The 23780-nt window shown below is 64.4% G+C and carries 18 protein-coding genes and 1 riboswitch; of the genes, 9 read left to right on the forward strand and 9 right to left on the reverse strand.

Features of this window, described 5'->3' with window-relative positions; all coding sequences use genetic code 11:
- The first annotated feature begins 13 nt into the window (after positions 1–13).
- A complete protein-coding gene (locus tag ACGYK2_RS13485) occupies positions 14–2026 on the forward strand; it encodes a M3 family metallopeptidase (protein WP_271688949.1) in 2013 nt (670 codons plus the stop codon).
- Positions 2027–2044: 18 nt separating this feature from the next.
- Here the strand turns inward: ACGYK2_RS13485 and ACGYK2_RS13490 are convergent, their stop codons facing one another.
- The 6 genes from ACGYK2_RS13490 to ACGYK2_RS13515 form a co-directional block, all read right to left on the reverse strand.
- Positions 2045–2983 (reverse strand): glyoxylate/hydroxypyruvate reductase A, encoded by a 939-nt coding sequence (locus ACGYK2_RS13490; RefSeq protein ID WP_271688950.1) that lies wholly within the window; start codon positions 2981–2983, stop codon positions 2045–2047.
- Positions 2984–2986: 3 nt separating this feature from the next.
- Complete coding sequence (rodA, locus tag ACGYK2_RS13495) at positions 2987–4126, reverse strand: rod shape-determining protein RodA (protein ID WP_067265296.1); 1140 nt, start codon at positions 4124–4126, stop codon at positions 2987–2989.
- On the reverse strand, positions 4123–6072 hold the full coding sequence (gene mrdA, locus ACGYK2_RS13500; RefSeq protein WP_067265293.1) for a penicillin-binding protein 2: 1950 nt from the start codon (positions 6070–6072) through the stop codon (positions 4123–4125). The genes rodA and mrdA overlap by 4 nt, the downstream gene beginning before the upstream one ends.
- 15 nt (positions 6073–6087) lie before the next feature.
- Entirely contained in the window at positions 6088–6627 is a 540-nt protein-coding gene (locus ACGYK2_RS13505) for a rod shape-determining protein MreD (RefSeq protein ID WP_067265291.1), read from the reverse strand.
- Complete coding sequence (mreC, locus tag ACGYK2_RS13510) at positions 6624–7526, reverse strand: rod shape-determining protein MreC (protein WP_271688952.1); 903 nt, start codon at positions 7524–7526, stop codon at positions 6624–6626. Before mreC ends, ACGYK2_RS13505 begins: the two co-directional genes overlap by 4 nt.
- Before the next feature lie 71 nt (positions 7527–7597).
- The gene (locus ACGYK2_RS13515) at positions 7598–8644 is read right to left on the reverse strand and encodes a rod shape-determining protein (RefSeq protein WP_040700660.1); all 1047 of its coding nucleotides are present in this window, start codon (positions 8642–8644) and stop codon (positions 7598–7600) included.
- 189 nt (positions 8645–8833) lie between these two features.
- Between ACGYK2_RS13515 and ACGYK2_RS13520 the strand changes: the two genes are divergently transcribed.
- Positions 8834–9415 (forward strand): VOC family protein, encoded by a 582-nt coding sequence (locus ACGYK2_RS13520; RefSeq protein ID WP_271688953.1) that lies wholly within the window; start codon positions 8834–8836, stop codon positions 9413–9415.
- A gap of 221 nt (positions 9416–9636) precedes the next feature.
- Here ACGYK2_RS13520 and ACGYK2_RS13525 read toward each other — a convergent pair whose 3' ends face one another.
- On the reverse strand, positions 9637–11205 hold the full coding sequence (locus ACGYK2_RS13525; protein WP_271688954.1) for a 2-isopropylmalate synthase: 1569 nt from the start codon (positions 11203–11205) through the stop codon (positions 9637–9639).
- 296 nt (positions 11206–11501) lie between these two features.
- Here ACGYK2_RS13525 and ACGYK2_RS13530 point away from each other — a divergent pair, with 296 nt between their 5' ends.
- Positions 11502–12170 (forward strand): SDR family NAD(P)-dependent oxidoreductase, encoded by a 669-nt coding sequence (locus ACGYK2_RS13530; protein WP_271688955.1) that lies wholly within the window; start codon positions 11502–11504, stop codon positions 12168–12170.
- Complete coding sequence (locus ACGYK2_RS13535) at positions 12164–13693, forward strand: cryptochrome/photolyase family protein (protein WP_271688956.1); 1530 nt, start codon at positions 12164–12166, stop codon at positions 13691–13693. The genes ACGYK2_RS13530 and ACGYK2_RS13535 overlap by 7 nt, the downstream gene beginning before the upstream one ends.
- Here the strand turns inward: ACGYK2_RS13535 and ACGYK2_RS13540 are convergent.
- Positions 13690–15120: a nitrilase-related carbon-nitrogen hydrolase gene (locus ACGYK2_RS13540; protein ID WP_271688957.1), complete on the reverse strand. Its 1431-nt coding sequence runs from the start codon at positions 15118–15120 to the stop codon at positions 13690–13692. The genes ACGYK2_RS13535 and ACGYK2_RS13540 overlap by 4 nt on opposite strands.
- Positions 15121–15325: 205 nt before the next feature.
- Here ACGYK2_RS13540 and ACGYK2_RS13545 point away from each other — a divergent pair, with 205 nt between their 5' ends.
- Positions 15326–16870, forward strand: a complete 1545-nt coding sequence (locus ACGYK2_RS13545; RefSeq protein ID WP_271688958.1) for an MORN repeat-containing protein — start codon at positions 15326–15328, stop codon at positions 16868–16870.
- 65 nt (positions 16871–16935) lie between these two features.
- Positions 16936–18273: a glutamate--tRNA ligase gene (gene gltX / locus ACGYK2_RS13550; protein ID WP_271688959.1), complete on the forward strand. Its 1338-nt coding sequence runs from the start codon at positions 16936–16938 to the stop codon at positions 18271–18273.
- Between the two features lie 107 nt (positions 18274–18380).
- On the opposite strand, the gene ACGYK2_RS13555 is transcribed toward gltX, so the two are convergent.
- Positions 18381–18971 carry a gamma-glutamylcyclotransferase family protein gene (locus ACGYK2_RS13555; RefSeq protein WP_271688960.1) on the reverse strand — a complete coding sequence of 197 codons (591 nt, stop codon included), beginning with the start codon at positions 18969–18971 and terminating at the stop codon, positions 18381–18383.
- Between the two features lie 101 nt (positions 18972–19072).
- Positions 19073–19159: riboswitch (glycine riboswitch) on the forward strand.
- Positions 19160–19308: 149 nt separating this feature from the next.
- Here ACGYK2_RS13555 and gcvT point away from each other — a divergent pair.
- The 3 genes from gcvT (at position 19309) to gcvP (ending at position 23777) form a co-directional block, all read left to right on the forward strand.
- The gene (gcvT, locus tag ACGYK2_RS13560; RefSeq protein ID WP_271688962.1) at positions 19309–20442 is read left to right on the forward strand and encodes a glycine cleavage system aminomethyltransferase GcvT; all 1134 of its coding nucleotides are present in this window, start codon (positions 19309–19311) and stop codon (positions 20440–20442) included.
- A 21-nt stretch (positions 20443–20463) separates the two neighbouring features.
- On the forward strand, positions 20464–20823 hold the full coding sequence (gcvH, locus tag ACGYK2_RS13565) for a glycine cleavage system protein GcvH (protein ID WP_271688963.1): 360 nt from the start codon (positions 20464–20466) through the stop codon (positions 20821–20823).
- 107 nt (positions 20824–20930) lie between these two features.
- Positions 20931–23777, forward strand: a complete 2847-nt coding sequence (gene gcvP, locus ACGYK2_RS13570) for an aminomethyl-transferring glycine dehydrogenase (protein WP_271688964.1) — start codon at positions 20931–20933, stop codon at positions 23775–23777.
- The last annotated feature ends 3 nt before the right edge of the window (positions 23778–23780 follow it).

Genomic DNA, 23780 nt, shown 5'->3' on the forward strand with positions numbered 1-23780 from the left:
AAAGGAGACCTGCATGACTAACCCGCTTCTGACCGATTGGGAGACTCCCTTCGGCATCGCCCCCTTTGACCGCATTTCCGACGATGATTTCGCCCCCGCTTTGGAGGAGGCGCTCACCGCCCACCGGGCCGAGATCGACGCCATTGCCGAGAACCCCGAAGCCCCCAGCTTTGCCAATACCATCGAGGCGCTGGAAGCCTCCGGCGATGCGCTCGACAAGGTCCTGAGCGTGTTCTTCACCGTCGCAGGCGCCGACAGCAACCCGGCGCGCGAGGCGTTGCAGCGCGACTTCTCACCCAAGCTCGCCGCGCATCAATCGGCGATCTCGGGCAATGCGAAGCTATTTGCCCGTATCGCCGCCGTCTGGGAGGCGCGCGATACGCTCGACCTGACCAAGGAACAGGCCCGCGTGCTGATGCTGACCCACCGCGGCTTCGTCCGGTCCGGGGCCGCCCTGACGGGTGATGCCGCCGAGCGGATGAAGGAGATCAAGGCGCGGCTTGCGGTGCTGGGCACGCAGTTCACCCAGAACCTGCTGGCGGATGAGCGTGACTGGTTCATGGAGCTTTCCGAGGACGACCTGACCGGCCTGCCGGACTTCGTGATCGACGCCACCCGCGCGGCGGGACGGGAGAAGGGCGCGGATGGCCCGGTGGTCACGCTGTCGCGCTCGCTGATCACGCCCTTCTTGCAATTCTCCGACCGCCGCGACCTGCGCGAAAAGGCGTTCCGCGCTTGGGAGGCCCGCGGGGCGAATGGCGGCGAGACCGACAACCGCGAGATCGCGGCCGAGACGCTGGCCCTGCGCAAGGAACGCGCCGAACTGCTAGGCTACGAAAACTTCGCCGCCTACAAGCTGGAAACCGAGATGGCCAAAACGCCGGAGGCGGTGCGCGAGTTGCTGATGTCGGTCTGGAAACCGGCAAAGGCGCAGGCCGATGCCGATGCCGAAGTGCTGACCGCGATGATGCGCGAGGACGGGGTGAACGGTGCGCTGGAGCCGTGGGACTGGCGCTACTACGCCGAGAAGCGGCGCGCCGCAGAACATGATCTCGATGAGGCGGCGCTGAAACCTTACTTCCAACTCGACCGGATGATCGACGCGGCCTTTGACTGCGCCAACCGGTTGTTCGGACTGGAATTCGCGCCGCTGGATGTGCCGCTCTACCACCCCGATTGCCGGGCGTGGGAAGTGACGCGGAACGGGCGTCATGTGTCGGTCTTCATCGGCGATTATTTTGCGCGCGGCTCGAAACGCTCGGGCGCGTGGTGCTCGGCCATGCGGGCGCAAGCGAAGTTCCCGCGTGAACAAACGCCCGTGGTGGTCAACGTCTGCAATTTCGCCAAGGGCGATCCGGCGCTCTTGTCCTACGACGACGCGCGCACGCTGTTTCACGAATTCGGCCATGCGCTGCACCAGATGCTGTCGGACGTGACCTATGAAAGCGTCAGCGGCACTTCGGTCGCGCGGGACTTCGTGGAATTGCCCAGCCAGCTTTACGAGCATTGGCTGGACCAGCCGGAGGTTTTGCAGAAATTCGCGACCCATGCGCGGACGGGCGAGGCGATGCCGCGCGAGATGCTCGACAAGGTGCTGGCCGCGGCGACCTTCGACATGGGCTTTCAGACGGTGGAATATATCGCCTCCGCCCTTGTCGATCTGGAGTTCCACGACGGCGAACCGCCTGCCGATCCGATGGCGAAACAGGCCGAGGTGCTGGCCGAGATCGCCATGCCGCAGGCGATCCGCATGCGCCACGCCACCCCGCAGTTCGCACATGTCTTCTCAGGCGACGGCTATTCCAGCGCCTACTACAGCTACATGTGGTCCGAGGTGATGGACGCGGACGCCTTCGCCGCCTTCGAAGAAGCGGGCGGGGCCTTCGATGCCGAACGCGCCGAGGCGCTGGAGGAACACATCCTCTCGACCGGCGGCAGCCGCGATCCGGCAGAGCTTTACACCGCCTTCCGGGGGCGTCTGCCGGGGGTTGAGGCGCTGCTCAAGGGGCGCGGGCTGGCCGCCTGAGCTTTGCCGCGTCCGGGCTCAATACCCCCGGTCGCGGTCCACCAGATGCAGCAGAGGCTCGCCGGCCTCGCTGCGGCGGATGTTTTCCGCGATGACTTCCGAGGCCGTGTCGTTGCGCGTGGCCGCCGCGATATGCGGGGTCACGGTGACGCGCGGATGCGCCCAATAGGGGTGATCCTCGGGCAGCGGCTCCACCCGGAAGACATCCAGCGTGGCATGGGCGATCTGCCCGCTGTCGAGCGCTGCCAAGAGCGCATCGTCGTCGATCAGCGGCCCGCGACCGGGGTTGATGATAAAGGCACCCTCGGGCATCTGCGCCAGCGTCTTGGCATTCAGAACGTTCTGCGTGGCGGGCGTGTCGGGCATCAGGAGAACGGCGATCTCGGCGCGTTTGAGCGCTTCCGTCAGACCTTTTTCGCCATGCAGGCAACGCACGCCCTCGATCTGCTTTTCACTGCGTGACCAGCCGGTCACGTCAAAGCCCAGACCCACCAGCGCCTCGGCCACCGCTTGGCCGAGCGCGCCGATGCCCAGCACCGCCACGCTGCGCTCGCGGGCCAGCGGCGGCGTGCGCGGCGCCCATTTGGCATCCCTGCGCAGGATATCGGTATCCATCCCCAGATGATGGCGCAGCACATGGCCCGTACACCATTCGACCATGCCGTGGGTCAGGCCGAAATCGACCATCCGCGCCAGCGGGATTTTCAAGGTCTCGTTGCCGGTGATCGCCTCCACCCCAGCCCAGAGGTTCAGCACCGCCTTGGCGCGGGTGTAGGGGGTGAAGTCCTGCAAATCGCTGTTGGGGGCGTAGACGATATAGTCGACCTCTTCGGGCGGCAGGTCGGTGGCCAGCGTGAAATCCTGCCCCGGCAGTGCCTTGCGCAGCGCTTCGTTCAAAGGCTGTTCGTAGCCGTCCCAGCGTTCGGCTTTGGCGGCGAAGAGAATGTTGATCGTCATGGATTACCTCGGTCTATGAACATGCGCCGATTGCACCAAGCCGAAGGCCAGCAGCAGCACCAGCATGGCCGAGCCGCCATAGCTCACCATCGGCAGCGGCACGCCGACCACGGGGGCCAGCCCCATGACCATCGACATGTTAACGGCGAAAAAGAGAAAGAAGTTCAGCGCGATGCCAAGGGTCAGCAGGCTTGAGAACCGGTCCTTGTTCTTCACCGCCGAGGCCACGCAGAACAGGATGATCAGCGCGTAAAGCCCCAGAAGGGAGACGCCGCCGACGAAGCCGAACTCTTCGGCCAATGTGGTGAAGATGAAATCGGTGTGTTTCTCAGGCAGGAAGTTCAGCCGCGATTGGGTGCCCTGCATATAGCCGCGCCCCGACCAGCCGCCCGAGCCAAGCGCGATCTTGGACTGGGTGATGTGATAGCCTGCGCCAAGCGGGTCTTGGCTGGGGTCGAGAAAGGTGTCGATGCGGCGGTATTGGTAGTCTTTCAGCAATTGCCACGGTGTCCCGCGCGATTGGAATACGGCGGTGACCAGCCCGATGGCGGCGGTGATGACGGCGGCAAAATAGGCCCAGTGTACGCCCGCGAGGAACATCAGCCCGCCCCCGGCAGTCAGCAGCAGGATCGAGGTGCCAAGGTCGGGCTGTTTCAGCACCAGCGCGGTGGGGATCACGATGATCAGGATCGGCACCAGCACCCAAAAGGGGCGCGAGACCTTCTTGACCGGCAGCCAGTCGTAATAGGCGGCCAGAAACAGGACCAGCGTGATCTTCATCAGCTCCGACGGTTGCAGCCGCATGAAGCCGATGTCGATCCAACGCTGCGCGCCCATGCCGACCGAGCCGAAGAGTTCGACCGCGACCAGCAGCACCAAGGTCGCCCCATAGGCCACGCCCGACAGGTTGCGCCAAAGCCAGATCGGCACCATCGCCACGGTGAACATGATCGCCATGCCCATGGCGAAACGTTTCATCTGCGGTTCGGCCCAAGGGGAGAATGACCCGCCCGCGACCGAATAGAGCATCAGAAAACCGACGCCCGCGACACTGGTCAGCAGGATCGCCAGCGGCCAGTTCATAAAGAGGATCTTGCGCAGCCCTGTGGGGACGGATTTGACCGTATGCTCAAGATAGCTCATGCCTGATCCTCCCCCTCTAGATTGGCGGTGGTCTCGGGCGTGGTGTTGCGCAGTTCCTCTTGCTGGGTGGCGATGCGGCCCCGGTCGGACTTGGGGTAGGCTTCGAGTGGCGGCTCGCCGCCCGCCATGGCCTGCAACATCACGTCGCGCGCAATCGGGGCTGCGGCTGTCGAGCCGCCGCCGCCGTGCTCCACCAATACGCAGGCTGCGTATTTCGGTTTGTCATAGGGCGCAAAGCAGACAAAGAGCGCGTGGTCGCGGCGTTCCCACGGCAGGTCGGCGTTGCTGGTCACGCCGCGGGCGCGTTCGGCGGCGGTGATGTTGCGCACCTGACTGGTGCCGGTCTTGCCTGCCATGCGCATCGTGTCATCGATGATGCGGCTGCGGTAACCGGTGCCGCGGCGGTCGTTCACCACATCGTACATCGCCTTGCGCAATTGGCGCAGATTGTTTTCGTTCAGCCCCATCGGTTCGCCCGCGCCGCTGGGTTGCTCCACCCCGTCGATGGATTTGATCAGCCGCGGCGTCACCGCGCGGCCCGTGGCGATCCGCGCGCTCATCACCGCCAATTGCAGCGGGGAGGAGAGGGTGAAACCCTGCCCGATAGAGGCGTTGACCGTGTCGCCGACGACCCAATCCTCACCCCGGGCCGAGCGTTTCCACTGCTTCGTGGGCGCCAGCCCGCCCGCGACCGACGACAGCGCCAGATCATGTTTGATCCCAAGGCCAAAGCGGTTCGCCATGGCGGTGATCTTTTCGATCCCGACCTTTACCGCCAGATCGTAGTAATAGACGTCGCAGGATTGTTTCAGCGAATGTTGCAGATCGACCCAGCCGTGGCCCGCGCGTTTCCAGCAGTGGAACCGCCGGCCCGCGACTTCCAGATGGCCGGGGCAATAGACCGTCTCATCGGGGGTGACGATGCCCTCTTCTATGGCGGCAAGCGCCACGATCATTTTGAAGGTCGAGCCGGGCGGGTAGGTGCCCTGTATGGGTTTGTTTACCAGCGGGCGGTATTTCGAGTTCAGCAGCGGGTTGTAATCCGCCGAAGAGATGCCGCCGATAAAGAGGTTCGGGTCATAGCTGGGCGAGGAGGCAAGCGCGGCCAGATCGCCATTCTCGCAATCGATGATGACCACGGCGGCGCTTTCCTCGCCCAGACGGGCCTGCACATAGCGTTGCAGATTGGCGTCCACGGTCAGTTGCAGATCGGCCCCGGCCTGCCCTTCGCGCCGCTCCAACTCGCGCATCACGCGGCCCGTGGCGTTGACCTCCACATGTTTGGTGCCCGCCGCACCGCGCAGCAGGTTCTCGGCGCGGGCTTCGACGTTGATCTTGCCGATTTGAAAGCGCGGGATGCGCAGCACCTGATCGGGGTTCTCCAGCGCGTCGAGGTCGGCTTGGCTCACCCGGCCTACACGGCCCACCACATGGGCGAAATCCGCGCCGCGCGGGTAGACGCGGGTCAGGCCCACTTCGGGCGTGACGCCGGGCAGGGCGGGGGCGTTGACGCTGACCTTGCTCACGACTTCCCAACTCACGTCATCAACGATGGTGACGGGCAGGAAGGGGGCAGAGCGCGACATTTCGGTCATGGCGCGTTCGCGGGTCTCCTCGTCGATCTCGATGACTTGGGCGAGCCGCTCCATTACGGCTTCCACGTCGCCCGCATCCTCGCGGACCATGACGATCCGGTAGGAGGGCACGTTATCGGCAAGCTGTATGCCGTTGCGGTCGAAAATCTCACCCCGGGCGGGGGGGATCAGGCGGATGTTGATGCGGTTCTCTTCGGCCAGCAGGCGGAACTGGTCGGCCTGATCGACCTGTAGATAGCGCATGCGCGCGGCCAGCCCGCCCATGAACAGCAGCTGCGCCCCGCCCAAAAGGGCGGCGCGACGCGTCAGGCGCGTGTGGGTTGCATCATTGTCGGCGCGGCTTCGTCTCATCTCATCGCTCCCCGATCACACCCGTTTGCCAAGCGCATCCAGATCGCCCGGCGCGGTCTTGCGCACGCCCATGATACCATGGGTCACCGCCACGATCAGCGGATAAGCGAGCGTTGTCAGTGCCAATTCCGTGAGGTTCAGCGTCAGCGAAGGCGTCGGCACCAGCGCAAGGCTCAGCAAAATCCGGTTGGCAAAGATCACCATGGTCAAGATCACCGCCACGGTCAGCCATTCGGCGGCAAAGCTCGCATCCCGCAGGTGCCGCCCCCGCGATTTGAGGTTCTCGACCCCGATCAGGGCCAGCACCGCCCAAAGGCCGGGCGGGCGTTGCAGCAACAGGTCCGCCAGCAGAAAGACCAGCGCCAGAAAAAGCGAGGGCACGTATTCGGGCCGTCTAAGCCCCCAAGCGCAGGCAAAGCCCAGCAGCAGGTCCGGCCCGGCCCAAGCGCGCGGGGTCGTCTCAAGCGGAAGGAGGTGGAAGAACAGGATCACCAGCGCCAGCGCGACAAAGCTAAGGCGCATGACCCAAAGGCGGCTGCGCGACAGGTCGGTCATGGCTGCACCCCGACCGGCGCTGCCGGATCGGCCAAGGGGCCGTCGGAGGTGATGACATGGGCGGTGTCCGGCACGGTTTCATTGCCGTGATGGCGCAGCACGCGCAGGAATTCCAACCGCTCGTAATCCGCCGCCAGCCGCACGCGCAGCCGCCCGCCCGGATCGGCGGCGACCTGACCGATCAGGATGCCCGCCGGGAACACGCCGCCATCGCCCGAGCTGACCACCCGGTCACCGGGGCGGACCAGCTCGCGGTTCTCGATGAAGTCCAAGGGCGGCGCGGCGCTGTTGTCGCCCGCCACGATGGCCCGCTGGCCCGAAGGCTGGATCGTCGCCGGGATGCGGCTTGAGGCATCGGTCAGCAGGATCACCCGCGCGGTGTTCTTGCCCACGCCCGCGATGCGGCCCACAAGGCCGATGCCGTCCATCGTGGCCCAGCCTTCGACCAGCCCGTCGCGCGCGCCGACGTTGAGCAGCACCGACTGGCGATAGGGCGAGCCGCTGTCGGCCAGCACCGTGCCGGTGATGAAGGTCAGCCGCGGGTCGAGCCGCACGTTGTTGAGGTCCAGCAGCCGGGCGTTCTCTTGCTCAAGCTGAAGCGCCGCCTCTTTCCAGGCCTGCATCTGCCGCAGTTCCGAGCGCAGCTCGCGGTTCTGCTCGCTCAGGCGCTGGTAGCTTTGGAAATCGCGCAAGAGGTTAATGGTGCCGGTGACCGGGGCCATGGCCCAGTCGAGATTGGGCACGAAACGATCCGTCACCTGCGCGCGAAAGCGTTCAACGCGGGGGCTGTCGATGCGCCAAAGCAGGAATATGCCGGTCAGCGCCAATACCAACACGACCAGCAGCAGCCGCCGCAGCGGGCCGGTGAAATCGCTGGAACTGGAACGGTCCTTGGCCATCTGTGCCGAAACTCCCACCCGGTCAGGCGGGGCGTCTTCGCCGCGTGCCGGGTCTGGCTAACTTGCCAGGGTTAACTGTCGTAGTCGATCGCGTGGCGCAGCTGTTTCTCGTATTCCAGCGCTTTGCCGGTGCCGAGGGCCACACAGTTCAGCGGCTCATCCGCGACCGAGATCGCGAGGCCCGTCTGCTCGCGCAGCGCCAGATCGAGGTCGCCCAAAAGCGCGCCGCCGCCCGTGAGCATCACGCCGCGGTCAACGATGTCGGCGGCCAGGTCGGGCGGGGTGGTCTCCAGCGCGGTCATCACCGCCTCGCAGATCTGCTGCACTGGCTCGGCCAGCGCCTCGGCGATCTGGGCTTGGGTCACTTCGATCTCTTTCGGCACGCCGTTCAACAGGTCGCGGCCGCGGATCTGCATCGAGGTGCCGCGCCCGTCGTCGGGCATCCGCGCCGTGCCGATGGAGGTCTTAACCCGTTCGGCCGTGGTCTCCCCGATCAACAAGTTCTGCTGGCGGCGCAGGTAGCTAATGATGCCCTCGTCCATCCGGTCACCGCCGACGCGGACCGAGCGGGCATAAACGATGTCGCCCAGCGACAGCACAGCCACTTCGGTGGTACCGCCGCCGATGTCGACGACCATGTTGCCGGTTGGGTCGGTGATCGGCATGCCCGCGCCGATGGCCGCGGCGATGGGCTCGGCGATTAGCCCGGCGCGGCGCGCGCCTGCCGAGAGCACCGACTGGCGGATCGCGCGTTTCTCAACCGGGGTGGCGCCATGGGGGACGCAGACGATGATCTTGGGCTTCGAGAAGGTCGAGCGCTTGTGCACCTTGCGAATGAAGTGCTTGATCATCTCTTCGGCGGTGTCGAAATCCGCGATGACCCCTTCGCGCATCGGGCGGATCGCCTCGATGCTGCCCGGGGTGCGGCCCAGCATGAGTTTCGCATCCTCACCCACGGCGAGCACTTTCTTGACGCCGTCCTTGACGTGATAGGCCACAACCGAAGGTTCGCTCAGCACGATGCCCTTGCCCTTGACGTAAACCAGCGTGTTCGCGGTGCCGAGGTCGATCGCCATATCAGAGGAGAACAGGCCGCGGAATTGATCGAGGATGGACATAGAGTAGCGGAGCCTTGCAACTATTCGGACAGGCCCGCCTGCATGGGTCCACGCGCGGGCTATTGGCTCTTATAGGGCGCACGGGGTCAGGGTGAAAGGGGCAAGACCGCAAAGGTGGCGCGATATTGCCGCCGCGCTATCATAGAGCGGAATATTTAGGGCGCAGCACAGGCAGAGGACGGCGATACCATGCAGAAGATACAGACACTTGGGGTGCATCACATCACCCTCACCGGGGCGGACCGGCAAAGCTCGATCGACTTTTGGGAGGGGGTGTTGGGGATGCCTTTCATCTTTGACCAGCCCAATCTGGATGATCCGGACGAGGGGCATTTGTATTTCGATCCCGGCGATGGTCGGCTGATCACGATCTTCACCAATGAGAACCGCAAGCGGGTGCACAACCGCACGCCGATGGACCCGGGCTGCGTGCATCATCTGGCCTTCGAGGTGGACCGCGCGATGTTCGATCAGGTGCCCGCGCGGTTGGATGCGCGGGGCATCGGGCATTCCGGCGTGAAGGACCGCGGCTTCATGCATTCGATCTATTTCAAGGATCCGCTGGGGCTGTTGATCGAACTGGCTTGCTACACGTTCATCCCACCGCGCGGGTCGAGCCATGCCGAGGTGATGCTGGAGGCCCACAAGCTGCGCGTGGCGGCGGGGGATGATCATATCCAGCGCCAGCATCTTGCGGATGCGGTGGTGAAGATCGTAGAGCGGGGGCAGGCGTCGCTGAGTGACGATCGCGGGGCGAAGAATCCGTATTGAAGTTGCCACCGGGCCCGGGATCAAGCCGCAGGCGCCGGGCCATCGCCTGACCGCCCGGACGGGGGGCGATTTAGTGAGGCTGGGTATGCCATTTTGAGGGTGCGCCATGGCAGATCAAGAAAGTGGTATGAACTAAGGTTCGGTTCGCCACCCCGCGGGTAGGCGATGCCCTACTTCCATACTGTATACGTAAAAAGGCGGGGTCACCCCCGCCCTATAATTCAACTCACATCTTTATAATTAATCTCGCGCTTGTCCGTGCCGCCCTTCTCGCGCCGCACCAACAGGCGGTTGAGCGCGTGGATATAGGCCCGCACGCTTGCCACCACGGTATCGGTATCCGCCGACTGGCCGGTCACGATCCGGCCCTCTTCCTCCATCCGCACGGAAACCGTCGCCTGCGCGTCGGTGCCCTCGGTCACCGCATGCACCTGGTAAAGCTGCAAACGCGCGGAATGCGGCACCAGCGCCTTAATGCAGTTGAACGCCGCATCGACGGGGCCGTCGCCGGTTTGGTTCGTGGTCTGCTCCGCACCGTCGATCTCAAGCACCATGTCGGCGGTCTGCGGGCCATCGGTGCCGCAAACGACCTTGAGCGATTTCAGGCGAATGCGGTCTTCCTCGGGGTCCGTCGCGGTCCGCATCAGCGCGATGAGGTCGTCTTCGTAGATTTCCTTCTTGCGGTCGGCCAATTCCTTGAACCGCACAAAGACATCCTTGAGCTGGTTGTCGCCCAGTTCAAACCCGAGGTCTTCCAGCTTGGACCGCAACGCGGCGCGACCCGAATGCTTGCCCATGACGATGTTGGTTTCAGTGAGGCCCACGTCCTCGGGGCGCATGATCTCGAAAGTCTCGGCGTTCTTCAGCATGCCGTCCTGATGGATGCCGCTTTCATGCGCAAAGGCGTTCTTGCCGACGATGGCCTTGTTGAACTGCACGGCAAAGCCCGAGACGGCGGCGACCCGGCGCGAGATGTTCATGATCTTGCGGCTGTCGATGCGGGTCTCATAAGGCATGATGTCGTTGCGCACTTTCAGCGCCATGACGACCTCTTCCAGCGCGGTATTGCCCGCGCGTTCGCCCAGACCATTGATGGTGCATTCGATCTGCCGCGCGCCAGCCTCGACGGCAGCGAGGCTGTTGGCCGTCGCCATGCCCAGATCATTGTGGCAATGGGTGGCAAAGACGATCTCGTCCGCACCTGGCACGTTTTCCAGAAGCTTCGCGATCAGATCGGCGCTCTCGCGCGGGGCGGTGTAGCCCACGGTGTCGGGAATGTTGATCGTCGTGGCGCCCGCCTTGATGGCGATCTCCACAACCCGGTAGAGATAATCAAGCTCGGTCCGCGTGGCATCCATCGGCGACCATTGCACGTTGTCGCAGAGGTTGCGCGCATGGCTCACCGTCTCATTGATGCGGTCGGCCATCTCGTCCTTGGTGAGGTTCGGAATGGCGCGGTGCAGGGGCGAGGTGCCGATGAAGGTGTGAATGCGCGGCTGGGCTGCGTGTTTCACCGCTTCCCAGCAACGGTCGATATCGCCTAACTGCGCCCGGGCAAGGCCGCAGATCACGGAATTCTGGCTCTGCCGCGCGATCTCGGAAACCGCTTTGAAGTCGCCCTCTGAGGCGATGGGAAAGCCGGCCTCGATGATGTCGACGCCCATCTCGTCCAAGAGCGAGGCGATCTCAAGCTTCTCGGCATGGGTCATCGTCGCCCCGGGGGATTGTTCGCCATCCCGCAAGGTGGTGTCAAAGATCAGCACACGGTCCTGTTTCGTCATATCTGTCATCCTGGGTTCTTTCTTTGCTGGTATCCTTGGCGCGCAACACATCCCTCTGAGCGGGCGCGCCGAAGGGCACGCTCAGAGGCGGATTAGGTGCAGCAAGTTGGCGCGCAGCAGGCCCGCGCAGTTGCGCGGCAGGGTCGGGATATGGACGGCCTGTGTCATGGCAGTAGTTATACGCCCGTCTTTTCAAATGAAAAGGGGGTGTTGCGGCTTTTGTTTGCCCCTGCGTCAGCGCCGCCTATCTGCCTATAAGCAAGGGAGATCAGGATGCAGCGACAAGCGATACCATGGGCGGCGGCATGAGCGCACGGGTGCTGGTAATTGGGGCCAGCGGCGGGATCGGCGCGGCGCTAAGTGCGGCGTTGCGTGCGCGCGGCGATACGGTGACGGCCCTGTCCCGCACGGGCGATGGGCTGGACCTGACGGATGAGGCATCGGTCAATGCCGCGCTGGAGGGGCTGAGTGGCCCTTTCGACGCGGTGATCGTCGCCACCGGCGCTTTGGAGATCGACGGGGCCACGCCAGAGAAATCGCTGCGTGCCGTCACGCAAAAGGCGATGCTGGATCAGTTCGCGCTGAACGCGGTCGGCCCGGCGCTGGTGCTGCGCCACGCGGCAAGGCTTTTGCCCCGCGACAGGCGGGCGGTTTTCGCCGTGCTTTCGGCGCGGGTCGGCTCCATCGGGGACAACCGTCTGGGCGGGTGGATCAGCTATCGCAGCGCCAAGGCGGCGGTGAACCAGATCGTGCATACCGCCGCGATCGAGCTGACGCGCTCCCATCCGCAGAGCATCTGCGTCGCGCTGCACCCCGGCACGGTCGAGACGCCCTTTACCGAAAAATACCTTGGCCGCCATCCCGCAGTCCCACCAAATGAGGCGGCGGGCAATCTGTTGCGGGTAATCGACGGGCTGACCCCGGAGGAGAGCGGCGGGTTCTTTGACTGGGCCGGAAAGGCGGTGCCGTGGTGAGCCGTTTGATCTTGGTCTTGGGCGATCAACTCTCGCTGAACCTGTCGTCCCTGCGCGCGGCGGATAAGGCGCGCGATGTGGTGGTCATGGCCGAAGTGGCGCAGGAGGCGGAATATGTCCGCCACCACCCTAAGAAGATCGCGCTGGTCTTTGCCGCGATGCGCAAGTTCGCGGGTGCGTTGGAGAAAGACGGCTGGACGCTGCGCTACACCCCCTTGGACGATCCCGAGAATGCGGGTTCCATCGTGGGCGAATTGCTCCGCCGTGCGGAAGAGACGGGCGCGGGTGAGGTGATCGTGACCGAGCCGGGGGAGTGGCGGCTGATCAACGCGCTGACCCACGTGCCGATCCCCACACGGCTTGTGCCGGATGACCGCTTCATCGCCAGCCGCAAACGGTTTGAGGATTGGGCCGAGGGGCGCAAGGCGCTCAGGATGGAGTATTTCTATCGCGAGATGCGCCGCGAGACGGGGTTGTTGATGGAGGGCGACGACCCCGCAGGCGGAAAGTGGAATTTCGACCACGACAACCGCAAACCTCCGAAGGAAGGGCTGGATATCCCCGACCCGCTGACCTTCGCCCCCGATGTCGAGGTGGAGGCGGTGTTGGACCTTGTGGGCGCGCGCTATGGCGACAACTTCGGCGATCTGCACCCCTTTGACTTTGCCACGACGCGCGCGGAAGCCTTGCAGGTGCTGGCGCATTTCATCGCCCACGCCCTGCCGCGTTTCGGCGACTATCAGGACGCGATGCTGGAGGGGCAGCCCTATCTCTTTCATGCGCTGATCTCACCCTATCTCAACCTCGGGCTGCTGGACCCGTTGGAGGTCTGCCGCGCCGCCGAGGAAGCGTGGCAGGCGAGAGACGTGCCGATCAACGCCGCCGAAGGGTTCATCCGCCAGATCCTCGGTTGGCGCGAATATGTGCGCGGCATCTATTTCCTCGAAGGGCCGGACTATGTGGAGCGCAACGTGCTGCGCCACGAGCGGGATTTGCCCGGCTTCTATTGGGGTGCGGATACGCAGATGAATTGCCTGCGTCAGGCGATTGGCCAGACCCAGAAACACGCCTATGCCCACCATATCCAACGGCTGATGGTGACGGGCAATTTCGCCCTGCTGGCCGGGATCGACCCGCATCAGGTGCATGAGTGGTATCTGGAGGTCTACGCCGACGCCTATGAATGGGTCGAAGCGCCCAACACGGTGGGCATGAGCCAATTCGCCGATGGCGGTGTGGTCGCCTCGAAACCCTATGTCTCCTCCGGGGCCTATATCAACCGCATGTCGGATTACTGCAAAGGGTGCAGCTATAGCGTCAGCACCAAGGCGGGGCCGAAGGCCTGCCCCTTCAACCTGCTCTACTGGCATTTCCTTGACCGCCACCGCGAGCGGTTTCAGGGCAACATGCGGATGAAGAACATCTATGCCACTTGGGACCGTATGGACACAGACCGGCGCGCGGCGGTTCTGCGCGATGCGGATAGATGGTTGCAGCGGTTGGACGCGGGCGAGACGGTCTAGGCCGTCTCTGCTTTCAAACGCGGGCCGGGAACGGTTGGCCCCTTGCGCGCCTTCGCCGCCGCCATGCGCCCTGCAATCCTCTGCGCGCTTTGCGGCGCATGGCCCGCTGCCACACAGTCATCGGCGTTGCCGCCGTTCTCCAGCAGGATGCGCAGGATAGCGTCCTCTGCGCGGGCCTCTTCTGTGTCGGAGGCCGGGCTGGGCGCCGGTCCCTGCATCCATGCCCGCGCCGTCTTGCTGCGCCAGTCGCAAAGTGCCCGCACCTCGGTTTGGTAAAGGTCTTTGACCGCGTTAAATTCCCCCGGCAGGGCCACAGTCCCCATGGCGGCGGCGGATTTGTTCTGTGCCGTCAGCAGCATCTCCCCCGCGTCATCGGCCAAGGCGCGCAGCATCAGGCCGCGCAGGGGAGGGGTGAGCGTGTCTGCGCTGACTTCTGCCCCGAGCGCGGCCAGTTCATCCCGCAGCGCAGCGTGCAGATTGTCCGACAGCGGCACGTCAATTTGGCGGACATTCTCGGCCCCCAATGCATCCCGCGCGATTGCCGCCGCGAGCGCGGTATCGTTCCCCTCGGCCTGTTCGATCAGCACCTTGGAAGCGCGGGTTTTGGCAGCGTAGTCCCGCAGCCCCACGACCAAGGCGCGGTAGTCCCGTTCCAGCGCCTCCGGCTGCGGCGCCAAGGCGCTTTCCACGATCCGCCAGCCCTCCGGCCCGCGCTCCAGATCGACATGGGCAAACGCTGTGTCGAAGGCGGGCATCTGCAATGCCAGCTTGCCGCCGGGGTTCAGCGCGAATGTGGCGCCGTCGAAAACCGTCTCACCCTCGCCGCCGGTCATGTTGAGGTGGATCACCGGCAGTTCCGTCTCGATCACCCGCGCGACCATGTGGTTGAGGCGCCGCTCCATCGCGCCGCGCAAATGGGGCGTGGCATGGGGGATCAGCAGCAGTTCGGCCCCCGTCTCGGCCTGCGTTTCGGCCACGTCGCCCTCCCAACCGTCGGCGCCAATGGGGGAACCGATGCGCAGCCCCTCCACCACATAGGGGCCGCTGATCGGTGCGGGATCGAAAAGCGCGCGGGCGGCTGGGGCGTGTTGCAGCACTCTTTGGGCGATCTTTCCGTTCTGAAGGATGAGGTAGGCGTTATGAAGCTTGCCCCCCTCTCCCCAAGGCGCGCCGAGCGCCAAGGCGGGGCCGTCGGCGCAGTCAGCGGCTAACGCCTCAAGCTGCGCCACAACTTCGCGCTGAGAGGAAGGATTTTGCGACAGCCCTTGCGCGTCATGCCCGGTCAGGAAAAGTTCGGGCAGGGCGACCATCTGCGCGCCAGCATCGCGCCCGGCCTGCCATGCGTCGCGGGCCAATGCCGCGTTTCCGGGCAGATCACCGGCGGTGGGGTTCAACTGCCCGAGGGTGAGGCGGAAACGGTCTGGCATGGCAAGGCTCCGGGCTGGCTGGCGTGGGGTGGGTCTAGCAGATCGGACCGGGGGCGAAACCCCCGTGCGCAGAGCTGACCCGCAGCACCGGGTGCGCGGGATCCGCCCAAACCGGCGTGCCCCTCTTGCAAACACGTTGCCTCTGCCCTCTATCACCCGTAACCTCGGGCCAAATGCCACTTAACGAGATCGGGAATTTCCGCCCATGTTGCACCGCAGCCTGCCCCTCTGTCTGATCGCCCTTCTGGCCACGCCGCTTGCGGCGCAGGACGGGCAGGTGCTGACCAAGGAATATGACGACGGCGGCATCTATGAGGGCACCTTTCAAGGCGGTCTTCAGCATGGCACCGGCACCTATAAGCTGCCCAATGGCTATGAATACTCCGGCGAATGGGTCGAGGGGGAGATCAAGGGCGAAGGTGTCGCGCGTTTCCCCAATGGATCGGTCTATGAGGGCAATTTTGCCAAGGGCAAGCCCGACGGTCTGGGCAAGATCACCTTTGCCGATGGCGGCACCTATGAGGGCGAATGGGAAGCGGGCGCGATCATGGGGCAGGGCGTGGCGATCTACGCCAATGGCGTGCGCTATGAGGGCGAGTTTCGCAACGCCAAACACCACGGCAAGGGCGTGATGCAAAGCCCCGGTGGCTATGAATACAAGGGCGATTGGGTCGATGGCGTCAAACAGGGCGTGGGCACGATCACCTACCCCGATGGGGCGGTCTATGAAGGGGAGATCGAAGCCGGCAAACGCAGCGGCGAAGGCACGCTGACCATGCCCGACGGGCTGGTCTATGTGGGCAAATGGAAAGACGGCCAGATCGACGGCACCGGCACGCTGACCCAACCCAACGGCGATGTCTACGAAGGCACGCTGGTCGCGGGGCGGCGTGAGGGCAAGGGCAAGGTCACCTATGAAAACGGTGACACCTATGAGGGCGACTTCAAGGATGACCGCCGCGATGGGCAGGGCACCTTCACCGGCACCGATGGCTATGTCTATACCGGTTCTTGGGTTGCGGGGCAGATCGAAGGCGAGGGGCAGGTGACCTATCCCGACGGGTCGGTCTATGTCGGCACCTTCCGCAATGATCTGGCCGATGGCACGGGTAAAATCACCTATCCCGATGGCTCCACCTATGAAGGCGAATGGGTCGCCGCTGTGATCGAGGGCGAGGGCGTCGCCACCTATACCAACGGCGTGGTCTATGAGGGCGAGTTCAAGGACGCCCGCAACCACGGCCAAGGCGTGATGACCTATGCCGACGGCTACCGCTATGAGGGCGGCTGGCAGGACGGCCAGCGTCACGGGCAGGGCAAGGCGACCTATCCCGACGGCACCGTTTACGAGGGGGCCTTCAGGAACGGCCAGCGTCATGGGCAGGGCAAGATCACCATGGCCAGCGGTTTCGTTTACGAAGGCGAGTGGACCGAGGGCGAGATCGAAGGGCAAGGAGTTGCGACCTATGCCAATGGCGATGTCTATGAGGGCACCTTCAAAGCCGGCAAGCGGCAGGGCAGCGGCACCATGCGCTATGCCAGCGGCGAGGAAGCCTCGGGCGAATGGGAGAATGGCGCGCTGAGTGATGAGGCTGGCGAGGCCGAAGCCTCGGAAGCGGCGGAGGCGGCTTCGGAAGAGGCTGGCGGTGAGGACGCGGCCACCGAAACACCCGCCCCCGAAGACAGCACCGACGCGGATACGTCAGAGGCCACGCCCGCGCAGACCGGCACCGCTGCAGACGGGGGCTGAGCCCCGCCTTTGCTGGACAACGCCCGCGCCCTGTGGCAAGCCCGCGCGCAACAGGAGTACGCCAGATGTCCAACCCCACAATCACCCGTTTCGCCCCGTCCCCCACTGGCTATATCCATGTGGGCAACCTGCGCACCGCGCTGATGAACTACCTCATCGCGCGCAAGGCGGGCGGCACTTTCATTCTGCGCATCGATGACACCGATCCCGAGCGCAGCAAGGAAGAATATATCGACGGCATCAAGCAAGACCTCGAATGGCTGGGTCTGGAGTGGGACCGGGTCGAGCGTCAGTCCGAGCGGCTGGATCGCTACCACGCCGCCGCCGATGACCTGCGCGAAAAGGGCCGTTTCTACGAGGCTTTCGAGACGCCGACAGAGCTGGACCTCAAGCGCAAGAAACAGCTCAACATGGGCAAGCCGCCGGTCTATGACCGCGCCGCGCTGAACCTGTCGGACGAAGAGAAAGCCGCCCTGCGGGCCGAACGTGGTGATGGTGTCTGGCGCTTCAAGCTCGATCACGCGCGGATCGAATGGGATGACGGTATCCTTGGCGATATCTCCATCGACGCGGCCTCGGTCAGTGACCCGGTGCTCATCCGCGGCGACGGGCAGATCCTTTATACATTGGCGAGCGTTGTGGACGACACTGAGATGGGCGTGACCCATGTGGTGCGCGGCTCGGACCATGTGACCAACACCGCCACGCAAATCCAGATCATGCAGGCGCTTGGCAATGCAGCGGTGCCCTCCTTCGCGCATCACTCGCTGCTGACCGGCCCGCAGGGCGAGGCGTTGAGCAAGCGTTTGGGCACATTGGCGCTGCGCGATCTGCGCGAGCAGGGGGTCCAGCCCTTCGCGCTTCTGAGCCTGATGGCGCGGCTCGGGTCCTCCGATCCGGTGGAACTGCGCACGGATATGACAGAGCTGATCGACGGTTTCGACATCAACCGCTTCGGCTCGGCCCCGACGAAATTCGACGTGGCCGACCTCTTCCCGCTGACTGGGCGCTACTTGCAGCAATTGCCGCTGGAAGCCGTGAAAGACGACATCACCGCCCTCGGCGTGCCCGAGGACAAGGCCGCGCAATTCTGGGCCGTGACGCGCGAGAATATCTCGACCCTGAAAGACCTCGGCCCCTGGTGGGCCATGTTCCGCGACGGGGCGGAGCCGGTGATCGCCGAGGAAGACCGCGAATTCGTGGCGCAGGCCATGCTGCTGCTGCCCGAAATGCCCTTCGATGAGACCACTTGGTCCAACTGGACCGCAGCGGTCAAGGAAGCCACGGGCCGCAAGGGGCGCGGGCTGTTCCGGCCTTTGCGTCTGGCGCTGACGGGGCAGGAGCATGGGCCGGAGATGGCGCAGGTGATGCCGCTGTTGCAGGTGGTGAAGGCGCGCGGCTGATTGGCGGGCTTGGGGGCTTGAGGCAGCCTCCCGGGGGCGCTGCCCCCGGACCCCCGAGGGTATTTGAGAAAGGATGAAGGAAGTTTTGGGGGGCGTGTTTTCGGCCCTTAGAAGTTCCTTGCGGCGAAGGTTGTTTCGGCGCGTTCTTTGATCTGCACTGACAGGCGATCCATGTGCTGGTCGACCACGGCGGTTTCGGCTTCCGTCAGTGTTTGGTGGCGCGGGTAGAGGGGGGCTGCGCGGTCGTCGAGGATGGGCGTGTCCCAACCGTCGGTCGTGTCGAAGAAACGTGCCGCGCCCTCGGTGCCGAATTCGCGCAGGAAGCCTTGGACCACCACATCGAGGTAGCTGAGCAGGATGACGTGATCGCCGTGGGTCACCGCGATGTCGGCGGGGATGGCGTAATGAGCGATGTCGGGGGCGGGGGTCAGGTCATGCACCACCGCGCCGCCTGAGGCGTGGCGTTCGTAGCTGTATTCGCGTTTGTCCAGCGCTGCCCAATCCGCGCCCGGCACGGCGGCGATCAGCCCGTCGATCCGGGTGGCGGGGTGCTGCACTACGGAAAGATAGACGATATCGCGGCCTTCGGTGCGGACCCATTGGCGGCGCCAACCGTCGAGCTGCGCCGTGCGGGCATCGGGGTAGCTATGGGTGTTGCGGTTCACGAGGCTGCCGTAGCCAAAGAAATAGGGGGTCATGCGGGGTGCTTTCCATCTGCCGTGTTGCCGGTAAGAAAACATGTGTCGCATCCGCTCACAAGCATGCTTGACGCGGAGGTATGCCCCAGCATACGAAAGGCCCAATCGTCACGGGAGAATCGGTTAACACCGATGCCGAAGGAGCAACCGCCCCGGAAACTCTCAGGCCCCAGGACCGTGATGTGACCAAGACTCTGGAGAGGGGCGCGGATGCGCACGCCGAAGGGATAACGATCTCAGGCGGAAGGACAGAGGGGGCATCAGGCGCAGCATTTGCGGCGCCAAGGTGCCGGCATGGTCAAAAGGTCATCCGGAAGCGACAGGAAAGGCGAACCGGATGAGCGATCTCAAGCAGACGGCATTGCATGATTTGCATGTGGAACTGGGGGCCAAGATGGTGCCCTTTGCGGGCTATTCCATGCCCGTGCAATACCCTCTTGGCGTGATGAAGGAACATCTGCACACCCGTGCCGCCGCCGGGTTGTTCGATGTGGGCCACATGGGGCAGGTCGTCGTTCGCGCGAAGTCTGGCAGCTATGAGGATGCGGCCTTGGCGATGGAGCGGCTTGTGCCGGTCGATGTGCTGGGCCTTGGTGAGATGCGCCAGCGCTATGCCATGTTTACCGATCCCAATGGCGGTATTCTGGATGACCTGATGTTGGCCAATCTGGGCGACCATCTGTTTGTCGTGGTGAATGCCGGGTGCAAGGATGATGACATCGCCTTGATGCGGGAGGCCCTGTCGGACAGTTGCGAGATCGAGGTGCTGGACGACCGCGCGCTGCTGGCGTTGCAGGGGCCGCAGGCCGAGGCTGCCTTGGCGCGGTTGCAGCCCTCGGTGGCGGATATGAAATTCATGGATGTGGCGCGGGACGTCGATCTTGATGGGATCACCGTCACCCTGTCGCGCTCGGGCTACACCGGGGAGGATGGCTACGAGATTTCCGTGGCGAATGGTGACGCGGTGGCGCTGGCGCAGAAGCTGTTGGCGATTGAGGAGGTCGAACCGATCGGCCTTGGGGCGCGGGACAGTCTGAGGCTGGAAGGCGGGCTTTGCCTTTACGGCCATGACATCGACACCACCACCACGCCGGTCGAGGCGGCGCTGAACTGGGCCATCCAGAAGGTGCGGCGCGAGGATGGCGACCGCGCAGGCGGCTTCCCGGGCGCGGGGGTGATCTTGCAACAACTGGCCGACGGCGCGCCGCGCAAGCGCGTGGGGTTGCTGCCCGAGGGGCGCGCGCCGATGCGCGAGGGGGTCGCCATTTATGATGCCGCCGAGGGTGGCAATGAGGTTGGCCGCGTGACCTCGGGCGGCTTTGGTCCGACGGTTGGCGGCCCGGTTGCCATGGGATATGTCAGCGCCGAGCATGCGAAGGTCGACACGCCGCTTTGGGGCGAGGTGCGCGGCAAGCGCTTGCCACTGACTGTCACGAAAATGCCGTTCGTTGCGGCGAACTTTAAACGCTGAATCTACACAGGGAACTCCATTATGAAATTTACCGAAGAGCATGAATGGCTGCGCGTCGAGGGTGACGAAGTGGTCGTGGGCATCACCACGCACGCCGCGGAGCAGTTGGGCGATGTCGTTTTCGTGGAACTGCCCGACGAAGGCACCACCGTCAGCAAGGATGACGAGGTCGTGGTCATCGAATCCGTGAAGGCGGCGTCGGACATCCTTGTGCCCATCGACGGTGAGATCACGGAAGTGAACGGCGCGCTGACCGACAACCCCAGCATGGTCAACGACGACCCGCAGGGCGAGGCGTGGTTCTTCAAGATGAAGGTCTCTGACGCCAGCCAGATGGACGACTTCATGGACGAAGCCGCCTATCAGAAATTCATCGGCTAAACCGCCGCGCGCGCCGGGGCTCCGGCGATGCTGATCACCTGCGTCGCCCCATGGGCGGCGCGCCACAAACAGGGGGCGCCCTGCCGCGCCGTGACGAGGAACCCGACATGAGCTTCAAGCCCACCGATTATCTGCCCTATGATTTCGCCAACCGGCGTCACATTGGCCCGTCCCCTTCCGAGATGTCGCAGATGCTCGACACCGTGGGCGCCGAAAGCCTTGATGCGCTGATCGACGACACGCTGCCCAAGGCGATCCGGGCGAAACAGCCGCTGGATTTCGGCAAGGCGATGAGCGAGCGTGAAGTGCTTGAGCACATGCGCCGCGTGGCGGGCAAGAACAAGGTGCTCACCAGCCTGATCGGCCAAGGCTACCATGGCACCGTCACGCCCCCGGCGATCCAGCGCAATATCCTCGAGAACCCGGCGTGGTACACCGCCTACACCCCCTATCAGCCCGAGATTTCGCAGGGCCGTCTCGAAGCGCTGCTGAACTTCCAGACCATGGTGAGCGACCTCACCGGGCTGGAGATCGCCAATGCCTCGCTGCTCGACGAGGCCACGGCCTGTGCCGAGGCAATGACCATGGCGCAGCGCAGTTCGAAATCGAAGGCCAAGGGTTTCTTCATCGACGTGAACTGCCACCCGCAGAACATCGCGGTGATGAAGACCCGCGCTGAGCCTCTGGGCATCGAGGTCATCGTCGGCGAACCCGAGGAGATGGAGGCCGAGAAGGTCTTTGGCGCAATCTTCCAGTATCCCGGCACCTATGGCCGTGTGCGCGACTTCACCGACCACATGGCGGCGCTGCACGAGGTCAAGGCCGTGGGCATCGTCACCGCCGACCCGCTGTCGCTGACCCTGCTGAAAGAACCGGGCGCCATGGGCGCCGACATCGCCGTGGGCAGCACCCAGCGGTTCGGCGTGCCCGAGGGCTACGGCGGCCCGCATGCCGCCTATATGGCTTGTAAGGATTCCATGAAGCGTGCCATGCCCGGCCGGATCGTCGGTGTCTCCATCGACGCCCATGGCAACCGCGCCTACCGTCTTTCCTTGCAGACCCGCGAGCAGCACATCCGGCGTGAGAAGGCCACGTCGAACGTCTGCACCGCGCAGGCGCTGCTGGCCGTCATGGCCTCGATGTATGCCGTGTTCCACGGGCCGGAAGGCTTGAAAGCCATCGCGCAGCGCATCCACCGCAAGACCGTGCGTCTGGCCAAGGGGCTGGAGGCCGCGGGCTTCGACGTGCAGCCCGATGCCTATTTCGACACGATCACCGTCGAGGTTGGCCCGCTGCAGGCCGCGGTGATGAAATCCGCCGTGGACGAGGGCATTAACCTGCGCCGCGTGGGCGAGACCCGCGTCGGCATCACGTTTGACGAGCGCACCCGCCCTGACACGATCGAGGCGGTCTGGCGCGCCTTCGGCATCCGTCAGGCGGATGACGACTTCACGCCCGAGTACCGTCTGCCCGAGGGTCTGCTGCGGACAAGCGATTACCTCACGCACCCGATCTTCCACATGAACCGGGCCGAGACCGAGATGATGCGCTACATGCGTCGTCTCGCGGACCGTGATCTGGCGCTCGACCGGGCGATGATTCCGCTCGGCTCCTGCACCATGAAACTGAACTCGGCTGCCGAGATGATGCCGGTGACATGGCGCGAGTTCTCGCTCATCCACCCCTTCGTGCCCGCCGATCAGGCGCTTGGCTACCGCGAGATGATCGACGATCTCTCGGACAAACTCTGCGAAATCACCGGCTATGACGCGATTTCCATGCAGCCGAACTCCGGCGCGCAGGGCGAATACGCAGGTCTTCTGACCATCGCTGCCTATCACCGCGCCAAGGGCGAGGGGCACCGCAACATCTGCCTCATCCCGATGAGTGCGCATGGCACCAACCCGGCCTCGGCCCAGATGGTCGGCTGGAAGGTGGTGGTGATCAAGACCGCCTCTAACGGTGACATCGACCTCGATGATTTCCGCGCCAAGGCCGAGCAGCACAGCGAGAACCTCGCCGGCTGCATGATCACCTATCCCTCGACCCATGGTGTGTTCGAGGAGACCGTGCATGAGGTGACCAAGATCACCCATGACCACGGCGGGCAGGTCTATATCGACGGGGCCAACATGAACGCCATGGTGGGCCTGTCCCGCCCCGGCGATCTGGGCGGTGACGTCAGCCACCTGAACCTACACAAGACCTTCTGCATCCCGCATGGCGGCGGCGGCCCCGGCATGGGACCCATTGGCGTCAAGTCGCATCTGATCGCGCATCTGCCGGGCCACCCGAACGAGGAAGGCGCCGCTGTGTCCGCCGCACCCTACGGTTCGCCCTCGCTGCTGCCGATTTCCTGGTCCTACTGCCTGATGATGGGCGGGGACGGTCTGACGCAGGCGACCCGGGCGGCGATCCTCAACGCCAACTACATCGCCAAGCGGCTCGAAGGGGCTTACGACGTGCTCTACAAAGGCCCCTCTGGCCGGGTGGCGCATGAATGCATCATCGACGTGCGCCCCTATGAGGAAACGGCGGGCATCACCAACGAAGATGTTGCCAAGCGCCTCGTCGATTGCGGCTTCCACGCGCCGACCATGTCTTGGCCGGTGGCGGGCACGCTGATGGTGGAGCCGACGGAGTCCGAGACCAAGGCTGAACTGGACCGTTTCTGCGATGCCATGCTGGCGATCCGCGAGGAGATCCGCGAGATTGAGGAGGGCCGCATGGACCGCGCCAACAACCCGCTCAAGAACGCGCCGCACACGGTGGAGGATTTGGTGGTGGAATGGGGCGACCGGCCCTACAGCCGTGAGCAGGGCTGCTTCCCGCCCGGTGCCTTCCGCGTCGACAAATACTGGCCGCCGGTCAACCGCGTCGACAACGTGCATGGCGACCGCAACCTGATCTGCACCTGCCCGCCGCTGGAGGACTACGCCGAAGCGGCGGAGTAAGGT

This window comes from Sulfitobacter sp. 1A10359, assembly GCF_043558145.1.
Taxonomy (GTDB): Bacteria; Pseudomonadota; Alphaproteobacteria; order Rhodobacterales; family Rhodobacteraceae; genus Sulfitobacter; species Sulfitobacter faviae.